Origin of the sequence: Streptomyces sp. SN-593, assembly GCF_016756395.1 — a bacterium.
In the GTDB taxonomy this organism is placed as follows: Bacteria; Actinomycetota; Actinomycetes; order Streptomycetales; family Streptomycetaceae; genus Actinacidiphila; species Actinacidiphila reveromycinica.
In genome coordinates, this window is record NZ_AP018365.1 from 4424900 (window position 1) to 4438227 (window position 13328).

General features: G+C 72.9%; 15 protein-coding genes. 8 read left to right on the forward strand and 7 right to left on the reverse strand.

Going from position 1 to position 13328, the window contains the following annotated elements; translation table 11 throughout:
• Positions 1-210: 210 nt before the first annotated feature.
• Entirely contained in the window at positions 211-447 is a 237-nt protein-coding gene (locus RVR_RS18590) for a DUF397 domain-containing protein (RefSeq protein ID WP_202234921.1), read from the forward strand.
• Between the two features lie 240 nt (positions 448-687).
• Here RVR_RS18590 and RVR_RS18595 read toward each other — a convergent pair whose 3' ends face one another.
• On the reverse strand, positions 688-1146 hold the full coding sequence (locus RVR_RS18595) for an ATP-binding protein (RefSeq protein ID WP_237404834.1): 459 nt from the start codon (positions 1144-1146) through the stop codon (positions 688-690).
• Positions 1147-1348: 202 nt separating this feature from the next.
• On the opposite strand from RVR_RS18595, the gene RVR_RS18600 reads away from it, so the two are divergent.
• Both RVR_RS18600 and RVR_RS18605 read left to right on the forward strand, forming a co-directional pair.
• On the forward strand, positions 1349-2215 hold the full coding sequence (locus RVR_RS18600) for a helix-turn-helix domain-containing protein (RefSeq protein WP_202234923.1): 867 nt from the start codon (positions 1349-1351) through the stop codon (positions 2213-2215).
• 118 nt (positions 2216-2333) lie between these two features.
• A complete protein-coding gene (locus tag RVR_RS18605; RefSeq protein WP_202234924.1) occupies positions 2334-3791 on the forward strand; it encodes an LCP family protein in 1458 nt (485 codons plus the stop codon).
• Here RVR_RS18605 and RVR_RS18610 read toward each other — a convergent pair.
• Both RVR_RS18610 and RVR_RS18615 read right to left on the reverse strand, forming a co-directional pair.
• A complete protein-coding gene (locus tag RVR_RS18610; RefSeq protein WP_202234925.1) occupies positions 3782-4315 on the reverse strand; it encodes a DUF6907 domain-containing protein in 534 nt (177 codons plus the stop codon). The genes RVR_RS18605 and RVR_RS18610 overlap by 10 nt on opposite strands.
• Positions 4312-5169 carry a helix-turn-helix domain-containing protein gene (locus tag RVR_RS18615; RefSeq protein WP_202234926.1) on the reverse strand — a complete coding sequence of 286 codons (858 nt, stop codon included), beginning with the start codon at positions 5167-5169 and terminating at the stop codon, positions 4312-4314. The genes RVR_RS18610 and RVR_RS18615 overlap by 4 nt, the downstream gene beginning before the upstream one ends.
• A 177-nt stretch (positions 5170-5346) precedes the next feature.
• Here RVR_RS18615 and RVR_RS18620 point away from each other — a divergent pair, with 177 nt between their 5' ends.
• Together RVR_RS18620 and RVR_RS18625 are read left to right on the forward strand one after the other, a co-directional pair.
• The gene (locus RVR_RS18620) at positions 5347-6123 is read left to right on the forward strand and encodes a GntR family transcriptional regulator (RefSeq protein ID WP_202234927.1); all 777 of its coding nucleotides are present in this window, start codon (positions 5347-5349) and stop codon (positions 6121-6123) included.
• Positions 6124-6143: 20 nt separating this feature from the next.
• The gene (locus RVR_RS18625) at positions 6144-6704 is read left to right on the forward strand and encodes a GNAT family N-acetyltransferase (RefSeq protein ID WP_237404835.1); all 561 of its coding nucleotides are present in this window, start codon (positions 6144-6146) and stop codon (positions 6702-6704) included.
• Between the two features lie 86 nt (positions 6705-6790).
• Here RVR_RS18625 and RVR_RS18630 read toward each other — a convergent pair whose 3' ends face one another.
• Entirely contained in the window at positions 6791-7231 is a 441-nt protein-coding gene (locus RVR_RS18630) for a PPOX class F420-dependent oxidoreductase (protein WP_202234928.1), read from the reverse strand.
• Positions 7232-7320: 89 nt separating this feature from the next.
• A complete protein-coding gene (locus tag RVR_RS18635) occupies positions 7321-7545 on the reverse strand; it encodes a DUF2277 domain-containing protein (RefSeq protein ID WP_202234929.1) in 225 nt (74 codons plus the stop codon).
• Between the two features lie 259 nt (positions 7546-7804).
• Between RVR_RS18635 and RVR_RS18640 the strand changes: the two genes are divergently transcribed.
• The 3 genes from RVR_RS18640 to RVR_RS18650 all read left to right on the forward strand — a co-directional run bounded on the left by RVR_RS18640 (position 7805) and on the right by RVR_RS18650 (position 9706).
• The gene (locus tag RVR_RS18640; RefSeq protein WP_430393150.1) at positions 7805-8659 is read left to right on the forward strand and encodes a chitosanase; all 855 of its coding nucleotides are present in this window, start codon (positions 7805-7807) and stop codon (positions 8657-8659) included.
• A gap of 177 nt (positions 8660-8836) precedes the next feature.
• A complete protein-coding gene (locus tag RVR_RS18645; protein WP_202234930.1) occupies positions 8837-9256 on the forward strand; it encodes an RbsD/FucU family protein in 420 nt (139 codons plus the stop codon).
• A gap of 84 nt (positions 9257-9340) precedes the next feature.
• Positions 9341-9706, forward strand: a complete 366-nt coding sequence (locus tag RVR_RS18650; RefSeq protein ID WP_202238764.1) for a hypothetical protein — start codon at positions 9341-9343, stop codon at positions 9704-9706.
• Between the two features lie 4 nt (positions 9707-9710).
• Here the strand turns inward: RVR_RS18650 and RVR_RS18655 are convergent, their stop codons facing one another.
• Complete coding sequence (locus tag RVR_RS18655) at positions 9711-11378, reverse strand: hypothetical protein (RefSeq protein WP_202234931.1); 1668 nt, start codon at positions 11376-11378, stop codon at positions 9711-9713.
• Between the two features lie 196 nt (positions 11379-11574).
• Positions 11575-13239, reverse strand: a complete 1665-nt coding sequence (locus RVR_RS18660; RefSeq protein ID WP_237404836.1) for a sensor histidine kinase — start codon at positions 13237-13239, stop codon at positions 11575-11577.
• Between the last annotated feature and the right edge of the window lie 89 nt (positions 13240-13328).

Sequence of the window (13328 nt, forward strand, 5' to 3'; positions counted from 1 at the left end):
GGAGTGAGTAATTCGTCTACGGACCGTCAATAGCGTATCTGACCCGAACAGGTGGTTACCGACCGTAGGCGAGCGCGCACCGCGGCCCGGAAACCCGGCCCCGAAGATCACTGTACGTAAGTGCACGTGCGCGTGCACGTGCACATGCACGTGACTTGCTCACGAGTTATGATTCGAGTACCAGACGAGGCACAGGTGTAGGAGTCGCTGATGCGCCGGACGCACAACGGAATGGCTGCGGAGGATCTCTCGGAGGCGGTCTGGCAGAAGAGTCGACACAGCAATGCCAATGGGACCTGCGTGGAGTTCGCCGCGTTGCCGGACGGAGAGGTGGCGGTGCGCAATTCCCGCTTCCCCGACGGGCCGGCGCTGATCTACACCCGGGCCGAGATCGAATCGATGATCATCGGCGTGAAGGCAGGGGAGTTCGACCATCTGATGCCCTAGCGGAACACCGGCCGACCTGGTATCGGCCCCGATCTCCGCTCCCGGCTCAGCCGATCCGCCCCATCCGTCCCACCTGGCCTGTTCCACCGATCCCACCGATCCGCCCGACGCGGGAGGACGCCCCGCGCGGCTCGTCGGAAAGCGCCCCGCCGGAGCGCGGCCGGTCGGAACGCCCCGCCGCCGGAAAGCGCCCCGTCGGGCAGTGCTCCGTCGGAAAGCGCTACGTCAGAGCGCGCCCCGTCAGAGCACGCCGCCGCCGGGCACGAGGAAAAGCGCCCACACCACTTTTCCCGCTCCACTCAGCGGATGCCAGCCCCAGTTCTCGCTGAAGGACTCCACCAGGTGCAGTCCCCGGCCGGTCTCCGCGACGTAGTCCGGGTCCTTCGCGATCGGCGCGACCCCGCTGGGGTCGCGCACCGCGCACACCACCCGTGCACCGAAGCGCACCAGGCTGAGCTGGACCGGCGCGCCCGGCGTGCCGAGGGGCACCGCGTACCGCAGCGCGTTGGTGACCAGCTCCGAGGCGACCAACTCCATCGAGTCGCGCAGCAGCGGCAGGTCCCAGCGCTTGAGGGTGGCGCGGGCGAACCCGCGCGCCTCTCGCACGGACTCGGGGGCAGCCGCAAGCCCGCAGGTGGCCCCGCTGCCGGCGGCGAGTCGCTCCGGCGCGAGTACGCCTTGCCATAACGGTTCCAGCACGGCTGCTGCCTCTGCCCTCATGCGAGCCCCCGAGGTATCTGCACGGTCACCATGCTCATGGATCAGCACCCCACCATGCAAGGGCGTCTGCACGTGCATCTGCAAGGAATTGATGCACGTGACGATGGAGAGTGACTGTATGGGTACTGCGCGCAGCGCATAAGTGGCACACTGCTGATGAGCTAAGGGCGGAGCGTGACCTATGAGCGCAGGGCAGCCGGGAGGCGGGTCCATCGTGCGACGAATGCTGCTCGGGGCGCAGTTGCGGCGGCTGCGGGAGTCCCAGGGCATCACCAGGGAGGACGCGGGCTACTCGATCCGTGCCTCCGAGTCGAAGATCAGCCGGATGGAACTGGGACGCGTCAGCTTCAAGGAGCGCGACGTCGCCGACCTGCTGACCATGTACGGAGTGACCGAGGAGGCGGAGCGGTTGGCGATGCTGGGACTGGTCCGTGAGGCCAACGCGGCCGGCTGGTGGCACGGGTACGGCGAGGTGATGCCGACGTGGTTCCAGACCTACGTCGGGCTGGAGGAGTCGGCGGCGCTGATCCGCACCTTCGAGGTGCAGTTCGTCCACGGGCTGCTCCAGACCGAGGACTACATAAGGTCGGTGATCCGCCTCGGCCACCCGCACGCCGCCGACTCCTGGGTGGAGAGACGAGTCGGCCTACGCCTGGAGCGGCAGAAGCTCCTCGTATCGGAGCGGGCACCCCACTTCGTATCGGTGATGGACGAGGGCGCGCTGCGCCGGGCGTTCGGCGGTCCGAAAGTCATGCGGGATCAGGTCGACCACATCCTCGAAGCGGCCGAGGCGCCCAACGTCGACGTGCGCATCCTGCCGTTCGCGACCGGGGGACACGCGGCCGGCGGCGGCGCCTTCACGCTGCTGAGCTTCCCCGAGTCCGATCTCCCCGACCTGGTCTACCTGGAGCAGCTGACCGGCGCGCTCTACGTCGACAAGCACGACGAGGTGGTCGAGTACACCAAGGCGATGGACGCGCTGGACCGGATCGCCCTGGACCCGGCCGCGTCGGTGGACTGGCTGCGCGCGCTCCAGCGCGAGCTGTGAGGAGGATCGCACCCGAACGATCCGCCGCCTCCGGAAACCCCGGCACGTACAGTGGCTTGCCGGGGGTGACAGTTGGGCCTGCGCGCGACGCGGAGGCCGCCGGACCGAAGGTGTGGGGATGGGCGTTCGTGGGCGCAGGCCCAGGCGGAGCCGAAAACGCTGGGTCATCGCGATCGCGGTGTCCTTCGTGCTGCTGGTCGTCGGCGGCGCCGGGGCGATCTACCTCAAGCTGAACGCCAACATCTCGACCTTCGACTCCGCCGGACTGAGCAAGGACCGCCCCGCGGCCGAACAGGCCGACGCCAACGGCGACAAGGCGGAGAACGTCCTGCTGATCGGCTCCGACACCCGCGCCGGCGACAACGCCAAGCTGGGCGGCAAGGGCACCTCGGGGAACATCGGCCGCTCGGACACCACGATCCTGCTGCACGTCTACCCCGACCACAAGCACGCGGTGGGCATCTCCATCCCGCGCGACTCGCTGGTGGACATCCCGCCCTGCCTGCTGCCGAACGGCACGTGGTCGGCGGAGCAGCCGAGCGGGATGTTCAACTCGGCCTTCTCGGTGGGCGACACCGCCCAGGGCAACCCGGCGTGCACGCAGAACACCGTGGAGAAGCTGTCGGGGATGCGGGTGGACCACACCATCGTGGTCGACTTCGAGGGCTTCGCGGCGATGACCTCGGCCGTGCACGGCGTCGACGTCTGCGTTCCGAACGACATCTACTCCGGTGACCTCAACCCCAACCTCGGGTACAGGGGCGAACTGGTCCTGCACAAGGGGATGCAGAACCTCGCCGGGCAGGACGCGCTGGACTACGTGCGGATGCGGCACGGCATCGGCGACGGCTCGGACGTCGGCCGGATGCTGCGCCAGCAGGCGTTCCTGTCGGCCCTGATCGCCAAGGTCAAGGGCGAGGGCATGAACCCGACCACGCTGCTGCCGCTGGCCAACGCGGCGACGAAGTCGCTCACGGTGGACCCGGGCCTGGGCACCGCGGCGAAGCTGATGTCCTTCGGCCTGTCGCTGAAGAACGTCGACCTGAAGAACATCCAGTTCATCACCGCGCCCTGGAAGTACGCCGGTTCGCGGATAGACCTGGTCCACCCGGACGTGGACGACCTGTTCGCGCAGCTACGGGCGAACCGCACGCTGAACGGGACGAACGCCTCCGGCCAGGTCACCCCGAAGCCGACCCCGACGCCGTCGGTGGACGGCTCCGGCATCGCGGTGGCGGTCTTCAACGGGACGACCACGGACGGCCTGGCCGGCAAGGCGTCGGACCGGCTGACCAAGTCCGGCTTCACCGTGACCGGCACCTCCACCGCGCGCGCCCAGGACCACGCGACGACCGTGATCCAGTACGGTTCGGCGGAGAGCGGCCCGGCCCAGTCGCTGGAGAAGCTCTTCCCCGGCTCGCAGTTGGAGCCGCTGGGCATCAGCGGGATCAACCTGGTGGTCGGCGCGGACTTCGCCAAGACCGCGGCCTCCACGCCCACCACGCTGTCGAAGTCGGTCACCGACTCCGCCCGCAGCGCGTCCGCCAACCCCTGCTCCCAACTCTCCTACGGCTGACCCACGGGCGGGGTCGGACGCCCCGCCGCCGTGCGGTGGTGGATCCGCCAGTCGTCGTGGATCGCGGTGAAGGCGGGCAGGACGTGCTGGTCGAGGTGATCGGTGTGGGCGCGCAGGCGGGCGATGAGGGCGGCGAGTTCGCCCGGATCGTGGCAGACCGTCTCGTCGGTCTCGGTGACCTGGACGGTGAGGACGGGGTGGACCGGGAGGTCGGGTACGTCGCGGTCGGCGAAGGGGCGGCAGGTGATCGCGCAGAAGTACGCCGTCACGTGCCCGTCCTCGTCCAGTCCGTCGCCCGGGCCCACCAACGGGTCGATGACGTCGTGGAAGTAGCGGAACAGCTCGACGTCGACCAGGAGGACGGGGAGCAGGTGCGGGTCCACGCCGGACGCGCTCGGGTCCTCGTACGCCCACGGGGGCAGGTATCCCGACACGGACAGGCCGTTGGTCGCGGTGATCCGCCAGGTCCGGGGTTCGCCGGAGGTACGCAACTCCGCGGCGGACGCGGTGGTTTCGGGGCTCACGGTGCGATGTCCTTCGCCCGGCCGCTTCCGATGTGCTCATTCAGGAGGGTATGGAGGAAGGTCAGCGACTCCGCGGGGGTCAGCGCGGTGTCGCGCAGCAGGTCGTAGGCGTGCCGGAGCGGCTCGACGTCTTCCGGGTCCTCCGCGACGTGGTGGCCGCAACTGCTCCGCGCGTAGGCGATGGTGCGGCCTTGCGGGAGGTAGATCAACTCCAGGGAGCCGGGCAGATGGCGTGGCCCCGCGGCGAACGGGACCACGTGCAGCGAGACGTCGGGGAGTTGGGCCGCCTCGATGAGGTGTTCCAGCTGCCCCGTCCAGGTCTGCGGGTCCCGCGCCCTCGCTCGCAGCGCGGCCTCGTCGATCAACGCCCGGTAGTGGACCGGGTCCGGGCCGGACAGCCGCTCCTGCCGGGCCAGCCGCCCGGCGACCCGCGCCTGAACCTGCTCGGGGCTTCCGGTGCGCGCGGCGCGCACCTGCTCCTCGGCGTACGCGCGGGTCTGGAGCAGGTCCGGCACGGCGCCGGCGGCGTACTCCTGGATGCCGGCCGCCACCGCTTCCAACGGCGCCAGCCCCACGAACGGCCGCTCCTTCGCCTCCCGCTTCGCCAAGTACCACAGCCGCACGAGGAGTTCACCGGTGCCGTACACCTTGTCCAACGCGGCGGCCGCCTGCACGGTCCCCAGCCGCTGCCCCCGCTCCAGACGGTGCAGGTACGACTGCTCGTACAGGCACAGCTCCGCGAGCTGAACCAGCGTCAACCCCGACTCCTGCCGCCGGTACGCCAGTTCCCACGCATACCACTCCCGCGCCGACAACGCCTCCCCGCCGGCCATGCCATTGCCGCTGCTACCCATTCGGCTGTCCCTCTCCGGTGTCGTGATCATGGTGGGTGCTTCGCCCGTTGCGGTGCGGAGTCCCCGTGGGGACCGAAGCACCGCGCTGGCTTGAGCCACTAACTGGCTTGAGCCAGTTGACCATGGCGGCTGGCGCCAGTCAACCCACTGGCTTGAGCCAGTTGTATGCTGAGCCGTATGACCAGGCCCGAGAGTTCCGGCGGCCAGCAGCCCGCCAGCAGGCGCATCGCCGAAGTGCTGCGATCCGCCATCCAGTCCGGCGAGCTCCGCCCCGGGGACAGGCTCCCGTCGGAACGAGTGCTGGCCGACCAGTACGGCGCCGCGCGCAATACCGCACGTGAAGCCGTTCGCCTCCTTGCCGAAGAAGGGCTGGTCGTCGCTCAGCACGGGCGCGGCGTCTTCGTTCGGGAGGCCCGTCGGCTCTTCCGGTTCGGCAGCGACCGATACGCACGCAAGAACCGCGAGACGGGGCTCACGCCCTTCAGGTTGGAAGCTCGGCGGCAAGGGAAATCGGCGCGGATCGACGTCGTCTCCATCGCACGCGAGATGCCGCCGCGCGACATCGCGGAGCGCTTGGACGTCGCTCCCGACGACTTGAGCGTCGTCCACAGGGAGAACCACTACTTCGCGGATGACGAGCCTGTGCAGGTCGTTTCCACGTACCTGCGGTGGGAGGAAGCGGAGGGAACGCTCCTTATGGAGGCCAAGAGCGGCCCGGACGGGATCTATGGCCGTCTCGAAGAGCTGGGACATGCCATGACGTCCATCCGGGACGAGATCTTCGCTCGCATGCCCACGCCGCACGAGACGGCGGTGCTCGGGCTTCCGCCCGGGGTACCTGTCCTCGAAGTGCTGCACACGAGCCTCGATCAGGACGGGCGGCCCTTCGAGGTGTCCCGCTTCGTCCACCGGTCCGACCTCACCGGTCTCACGTACGAGCTGCCGGTCACGTGATGTTGCCGGAGGAGGCGAACGTGGCGAAGGTGCCGGGAAGCGGTGACGGGGAGGTCGTCGTCCGGCCTCGCACCACCGCGGACATCCAGCAGGCGGCCGCCGTCCTTGTGGCGGTCCACACGTCGGACGGTTATCCGGTCGAGGGCGTGGAGGATCCGGAGCAGTGGCTGTGCCCGGAGGGGACCTTGGGCGCCTGGGTGGCCCTCGCCGACGGCCGCGTGATCGGGCACGCGGTGGTCGCCCGGCCGGCGGGGGAAGACGCCGTAGGGATCTGGGCGGAGCGCAGCGGGGAGTCGGAGGAGGGGATCGGGGTGCTCGCGCGCCTCTTCGTGCTGCGCGAGGCCAGGAAGCGTTCCGCCGGAGAACTCCTCGTCCGGGCCGCCGAGGACTTCGCGTTGAGCAGGGGCATGCGCCTGGTGCTGGACGTGATGGTCAAGGACGCGGCGGCGATCCGCCTGTACGAACGTCTCGGGTGGCGCGAGATCGGCCGCGTCGTCCACCGCTTCGGAGCTGCGGACGCCGTGGACGCGCTGGCGTTCGTCGGCGCCGAGCGCCGCGGCCGGAACGAGGACGGGGCCTGACGACCGTGGCGCGTGCGGGGACTTCGGCCGTCACCGGCCGGTTCCGGTGACGGCCGGACGGGACGCGGCCGGTTCCGGCTCGGACGTCAGTCGGCGACGTGGGCCTGTGCGGTGACGCGGTCGACGCGGGCGCGGACCAGGTACTCGCCGGGGACGGCGTTGCGCGCGCCGAACTCCGCGGCGCGGTCCGCGCCCATGTAGCGCCCGCCGATCCGGGTGCCCCACTCCTGGAGGGCCACCAGGTCCTCCGACAGCTCCGCGGTGCACTCCAGGAGCACGAAGGAGTAGGGCGGCTCCTGGTCGTCCACGCACAGGGCGAAGTGCGGGTCGCGGCGCAGCGCGCGGCCCTTGAGGGAGTCGTGGCCGGTCATGAAGACCACCCGGACGTCGGCCGGGTCGGTGTCGTCGAGCACGAACCAGACGGGGGTGACGTGCGGCCGTCCGTTCCTGCGCTGGACGGCGATCTTTCCGGTGCGAGTGCCGGTCGTGGCGAACGCGCGCCACTCCGCCTCGGTCATGTGCGCCATGGCCGAAGGATAGGACGGCGGGGCCCGGGGGCCGTGCCTCCGCGCGGCGCGGCGGCGACGGGAGGCCGCCGGCCCCCCGGTCGGCCCGCTCAGCCCGCCTTGGCGGCGGAGCCGCGGACCTCCAGGCCGTCGAGCAGGTCGGCGGTGGCCGCGGCGACCGCGGCCACCGCCGCGTCGAAGACCTCCTGGTTGTGCGCGGCGGGCGCGCGGAACCCGGAGACCTTCCGTACGTACTGCAACGCGGCGGCGCGGATGTCCTCGTCGTGCACCTCGGGGGCCATCGGCGGACGCAGGGTCCTGATGCTTCTGCACATGCCTCCAGTGTGCCGCGCGGGTCCGACACGGGGCGGCTGTGGCGGACGGTACGGGTGGGCCGGACCGGGCGGGCGGGAAGCGATCCGGTCCGCCCCCTTGGCGCGCGGACCCGGGGATGCTTCAATGCTCGGCACGCGTTAGGAAGCTTTCCTAACCAATGGCCAGTGCCAGCCCCGCAACCGACGTTGGCCGCCGCCCCACCGGACGCACGCACCCGGGCCGCCCGGGGCCGGGGCGCGGCCGGAGACGGAGACGCACGTGCACACCTCCCCCCACCGCCCCGGCGCCCCGCGCCGCACCCTGACCCGGCGCACCGCGCTCGCCGCCGCCGTGGCCCTGCTCACCGCGGGCGGCGCGACCCTGTCGACGGCCGGCGCCGCCGGCGCCGCCACCGCCACCGGCCTGGACGACCCGCACAAGAAGGAGATCGCGATGGAGCTGGTCTCCTCCGCCGAGAACTCCTCGCTCGACTGGAAGGCGCAGTACCAGTACATCGAGGACATCGGCGACGGCCGCGGCTACACCGCCGGCATCATCGGCTTCTGCTCCGGCACCGGCGACATGCTCGAACTCGTCCAGCACTACACGGACATGGAGCCGGGCAACCCGCTGGCGAAGTACCTGCCCGCCCTGGAGCAGGACAACGGCACCGACTCGCACGCCGGCCTCGGCTCGGCGTTCGTCAGCGCGTGGCGGACCGCCGCGAAGGACACCGTCTTCCAGCAGGCGCAGGACGACGAGCGCGACGACGTGTACTTCGACCCCGCGGTGGCCCAGGCCAAGGCGGACGGGCTGGGCACGCTGGGCCAGTTCGCCTACTACGACGCGATGGTCATGCACGGCCCCGGCGACGACCCGGTGAGCTTCGGCGGCATCCGCAGGACCGCGATGAAGAAGGCGAAGACGCCCGCGCAGGGCGGCGACGAGACGGCGTACCTCAACGCCTACCTCGACGCCCGCAAGGCCGCGATGCTCACCGAGGCCGCGCACGACGACACCAGCCGGGTGGACACCGAGCAGCGGGTGTTCCTCGACGCGGGCAACCTCAACCTCGACCCGCCGCTGCACTGGAAGACCTACGGGGACTCCTACGAGATCCTCACCCTGCCGTAGGCCGTAGGCCGTAAGCGGCGGCTCCCGGTCCCGCACCGACCCTGCCCCGCCCCTCCACCCCTGCCCCCGCCCGTTCCACCCCGGCCCGGGCCCTGCCGCCGGGCCGGCCGGGCCGGGTACGCTCGCGGGCGTAGAGATCCGATCTCTGCGCCCGTTCGCGCGTCCGAGGAGCCCCAGATGCTGCGCTACCAGCTCACCCACCCGACGATTCTCGCGGCGCTCGCGTCCGCGGGCCACGGTTCCCGGGTGCTGGTCTCCGACGGCCACTACCCCCACACCACCGGCGCGCACCCGGCCGCCGAGCGGGTGTACCTCAACCTCGCCCCCGACCGGATGCTGGTCACCGAGGTGCTGGCCGCGCTGGCGGACGCGGTGCCGTTCGAGGCCGCCACGGTGATGACCCCGCCGCCCGAGCAGCCCGAGCCGGAGGTGTTCGCCGAGTTCCGCGCGGCGCTGCCCGGGCTGCCGCTCGACGGCCTCGACCGGCACGCCTTCTACGACGCCGCCCGCGGCCGCGACACCGCTCTGGTCATCGCCACCGGCGACCGGCGCACGTACGCGAACCTCCTGCTCACCCTCGGCGTGCGCGCGGACTGACCCGGGCCCCTCCCGGCTCTAAGCTGTACTCCATTCGAGTGTGGCGGGTGCCGGGTGGCACCGAGCGGATGGGGGCGCGACGCGATGGACGCCTGGGTCTGGTGGGTGGTGGCCGTCTTCGGCCTCGGAGCGCTCACGTCGGTGAACGACGCGCTGCGCACCGCGTTGCGCACCCGCCACAAGCGGAAGATGGAGCGGTTGCAGGCCGCGCGGGACGAGCGGCGCGAACTCGCGGCGGCCGGGCGCCCGCCCGAGCCGGTGTGCGGCTGCACCCACCACCTCGCCAAGCACGACAAGCAGGGCAAGTGCCATGAGCTGGTGGAGTTCCCCACCGCGTGGGACGCCGACCGCAAGCCGACGCAGTACGAGGCGGGCACCTGCAACTGCCAGCAGTACGTGGGCCCGCAGCCGCTCGGACAGGTCTACGCCGAGGAGATCGCCGACCTGTGAGCCGTCACCGCGGCGGGGGCAGGTAGGCGCGGAAGGCACGGGCGCCGTGCGGGGTGGGCAGCGGCACCGACCGCCAGCCCCGGGCGAAGGCGGGCGGCCGCCCGCCCCCGGTCACCAGCACGGCGACCGGCCGGCTGCGGGCCTGGGCCAGCAGCCCGGCCTCGTCGATGCTCGCGTCCGGTCCGCCCACCTGCCGTGACGCGCAGCCGGTGTAGAAGGCGATCGGCACCGCCGAGACCCCGCTGAGCGTGCAGGGCGCGGCGATCCCGTGCGCGTGCAGGCCGTCGGCGACGGCCCGGTACTCCTGGCTGGTGCGGTGGTTGTTGCGGGTGGCGGTGTGCAGGACGCCGCCCTGGACGGCGAGATGGGCGCACAGCCCGGCGGCGACCAGCGCCACGGCCGCGGGGCGCAGCCGCGGCCGGCCCCGCCCGGCGGGGCGCCCGCCGTGCCCGCCGGGCGCCGCGCCCGTCCCGCCGCCCGCCTCGCCGGCGGGCGGGGCGCCGGAGACGGCGCCGGACCGCGTGACGGCCCGAGCGGCGGGCGGCGCGACCGCCCGGGCGCCGCGCCGGGTCACGCACCACCACAGGAACTCCGAGACCGGCAGCGCCAGCAGCGCGTACGTCGGCAGCAGGAACCGCGGCGCCGCGTAGGAGATCGTGAACAGGTACGGCAGCGCCATCGACAGCGCGGTCAGCCCGGCCAGCCACACCGCCGAGCGCCGCACCCGGGGCACCGCGACGGCGCCGCCCGCCGCCAGGAACGGCAGCGCGAACCACCAGGCCGACGTGTCCTTGTGCCGCCACGGCACCGTGCAGGGGCGGCACAGCGCGCGGCCGTTCAGCGCGCGGACCTGGTCGTCCACCGCCAGGTGCAGGCCCATCCCGCCCTCGACCGCGCTGGAGCGGTGCAGCCGTTCGGCCAGGCCGCCGTAGCGGACGTACGCCTCGACCACCCACTCCGCGCAGCCCAGCACCACCCCCGCGACCAGCACCGCGAGGACGGCCGGCCGCCGCCAGCGCGGCACCGCGAGCGCCACCGCGGCCAGCGGGAGCGCCAGCCAGCCCGCGTCCGGCGGGCGCATCAGCCCGACCACCGCCACACCCGCGGCCAGCCCGGCCAGCGCGGCGCGGTCGCGGGGGTCGCGCACCGCCCGCACGAAGCAGCCGGCCGCGGCGAGCGCGCCGAACGCGCTCCACATGTTCGGCATCACCTGCGGCCCGTAGAACAGGGTGATCCACAGTCCGGCGAACAGCACCCCGGCCAGGGCGAGTACGCGCTCGGGCAGCACCCGCCGCCAGGCGCGCAGCGCGACGTACAGCCCGACCCCGGACAGCGCCGCCATCCACAGCCGCAGCGCGAGGGGGGAGTCGGTGAAGTGCGCGACGGGCGCGGCCAGGAAGGAGATCCCACGGGCCCGCGGGGCGCTGAAGGCGGCCGCCGGAACGCGGCCGCTGACCTGGCTGGTGTAGACCGTCTCGTCCCAGCCGAGGCCCGAACCCGGCAGGACCAGGACCAGTTGGGCGGCGACGTACACCGCGCAGACGGCCGCGACCCACCGGCCCCACCGCGGCGCGGCCGGACCGCCCGTCGAGGGCGCGGCCGCGGGCGAGGGCGCGGTGGCCGCCCCGGTCCGCGGCGGTTCGCGGCGTGCGGCGCTGAGCGGTTCGGGCATCGGTGACCTCTCCAGCCTCGGGCGCGGTGCGGAACCACCGGATATGTGAGCGTAGAGGTGCCGAACGCCCAAACCGCGGTGGAACGCGCGTCTGCCGGGAAAGAGCCGTCACCCGGACGGAAGGTTGCCTCCTGACACCCATCCGTAACCCGCGCACCACGCTGCGGAGTGACGGGCCGTCAGCCGCATCGGCAGGTCAGTGCGCGGACGGCAGGCGGATGCGGAAGGTGGCGCCCTTGCCGGGCGCGGTGTCCAGCTCGACGGTGCCGTGGTGGGCGGCGACGAGCGCGGCGGCGATCGCGAGGCCGAGCCCCGCGCCGCCGCCGGCGGCCCGGGACCGGGAGGCGTCCACGCGGTAGAAGCGCTCGAAGACCCGGGCGGCCTGGTCCGGGGCGAGGCCGGGCCCGCGGTCGGCGACCTCCAGCACGCCGTGGCCGCCGGAGGTGCCGACCCCGATCCGCACCGGGGTGCCCTGCGGCGTGTGGGCGACGGCGTTGCCGACGAGGTTGGCCACGACTTGGCGCAGCCGTGCCTCGTCCCCGAGCACCGGCGCCGGGCCGGGCGCGGAGTCCCGGTCACCGGGGCCGGTGAGGGTGACCTGCCGGGTCGGGTCGAGCGCGGTGGTGTCGTGCAGCGCGTCCACGGCGAGGGTGCGCAGGTCCATCGGCGCGAGTTGGAGCGGCCGTTGCTCGTCCATCCGCACCAGCGTGAGCAGGTCCTCCACCAGGCCGCCGAGGCGTACGGCCTCGCTCTCGATCCGGGCCATGGTCCGCTTCACGTCGGCCTCGTCGGCGAGCGCGCCCATCCGGTACAGCTCGGCGAAGCCCCGGATGCCCGCCAGCGGGGTGCGCAACTCGTGGCTGGCGTCGGCGACGAAGCGGCGCATCTGCTGCTCGGACTCCGCCCGGGCGGCGAACGCGGACTCGATCTGCGCGAGCATGCCGTTGAGCGCGGACGACAGCCGCCCGACCTCGGTGCCCGGCGACGCCGCCGGCATGCGGTGCGACAGCGGGCGGCCGGCGGCGATCTCCGCCGCGGTCGCCTCGATCCGCCGCAGGGGCCGCAGCCCGGCCCGTACGGCGAACCAGCCCGCGACGCCGAGCAGCGCCACCACGACCCCGCCGATCACCAGGAACGCGGTGCTGAGCCGGCTGGTGGTGGAGGAGACGTCGTCGAGGGAGGAGGCCACGACGACCCCGGCGGGCGGGGGAGCGGCCGCCGCGCCGCCGACGAAGCGGCCGCGGTCGCCGCCGCCGTGGTCGCCGCCGGCGCCACTGTCGCCGCCGACCGGCACGATCAGCACCCGCCAGCTTCCGCCGCCGTGGTCGCTGCGCACGTCGAAGGGCAGGTCGAAGCGGGACCGCAGTTGGGCGGCGTCCATGGTGGGCCACAGCGGCTGGGGGTCGTTCGCGGCGACCGGCAGGCGGATCTGCTGGACCACGCGGCCGTCGGAGGCGGCGAAGGCGACGACGAACTGGCTGGGCAGCCAGGGACGGCTGCCGGTCGTGCCGGTCGTGCCGGTCACGCCGTTCGTGCCGGTCGTGCCGTCCGCGGAGACCGATCCGGGAACGGAATCGGGAGCGGACCCGGGAACGGAGCCGGGGCCGCCGGGAGCGCCGGCGCCGTCGGCCCCGCTGGTGCCCAGGACCCCGCCGCGGCCGGGGCCGGGCACGGCGTAGCGCGGCGGCACGCCCTCCGAGCCGAGGCGGCGCGCGAGCGGCTGCCCGTACCGCTGGAGCTGCTGGTCCACGCGCCGCACCAACTGCCCGCGCACCGAGCCGAGCACGACGGTGTCGCTGACCGCGAGGCCCAGCAGCACCAGTACCAGCGCGAGCAGCACCAGCCGGGAGCGCAGCGACACCGCCGACCACCGGAAGCCGGCCGGCGGGCGCCCGAGGGGTATCCGCCCGAGCTTCGTCCGGGCGAGCCTCTCCCGTGCCGGCCGCGCCT

Excerpts from the sequence above, each read along its gene's own strand:
- RVR_RS18605 (WP_202234924.1), top strand. The coding sequence starts at position 2,334 with ATGGGCGTTCGTGGGCGCAGGCCCAGGCGGAGCCGAAAACGCTGGGTC.
- RVR_RS18620 (WP_202234927.1), top strand. The coding sequence starts at position 5,347 with ATGACCAGGCCCGAGAGTTCCGGCGGCCAGCAGCCCGCCAGCAGGCGC.
- RVR_RS18630 (WP_202234928.1), bottom strand. The coding sequence starts at position 7,231 with ATGGCGCACATGACCGAGGCGGAGTGGCGCGCGTTCGCCACGACCGGC.
- RVR_RS18615 (WP_202234926.1), bottom strand. The coding sequence starts at position 5,169 with ATGGGTAGCAGCGGCAATGGCATGGCCGGCGGGGAGGCGTTGTCGGCG.
- RVR_RS18590 (WP_202234921.1), top strand. The coding sequence starts at position 211 with ATGCGCCGGACGCACAACGGAATGGCTGCGGAGGATCTCTCGGAGGCG.
- RVR_RS18635 (WP_202234929.1), bottom strand. The coding sequence starts at position 7,545 with ATGTGCAGAAGCATCAGGACCCTGCGTCCGCCGATGGCCCCCGAGGTG.
- RVR_RS18655 (WP_202234931.1), bottom strand. The coding sequence starts at position 11,378 with ATGCCCGAACCGCTCAGCGCCGCACGCCGCGAACCGCCGCGGACCGGG.
- RVR_RS18645 (WP_202234930.1), top strand. The coding sequence starts at position 8,837 with ATGCTGCGCTACCAGCTCACCCACCCGACGATTCTCGCGGCGCTCGCG.
- RVR_RS18600 (WP_202234923.1), top strand. The coding sequence starts at position 1,349 with ATGAGCGCAGGGCAGCCGGGAGGCGGGTCCATCGTGCGACGAATGCTG.
- RVR_RS18650 (WP_202238764.1), top strand. The coding sequence starts at position 9,341 with ATGGACGCCTGGGTCTGGTGGGTGGTGGCCGTCTTCGGCCTCGGAGCG.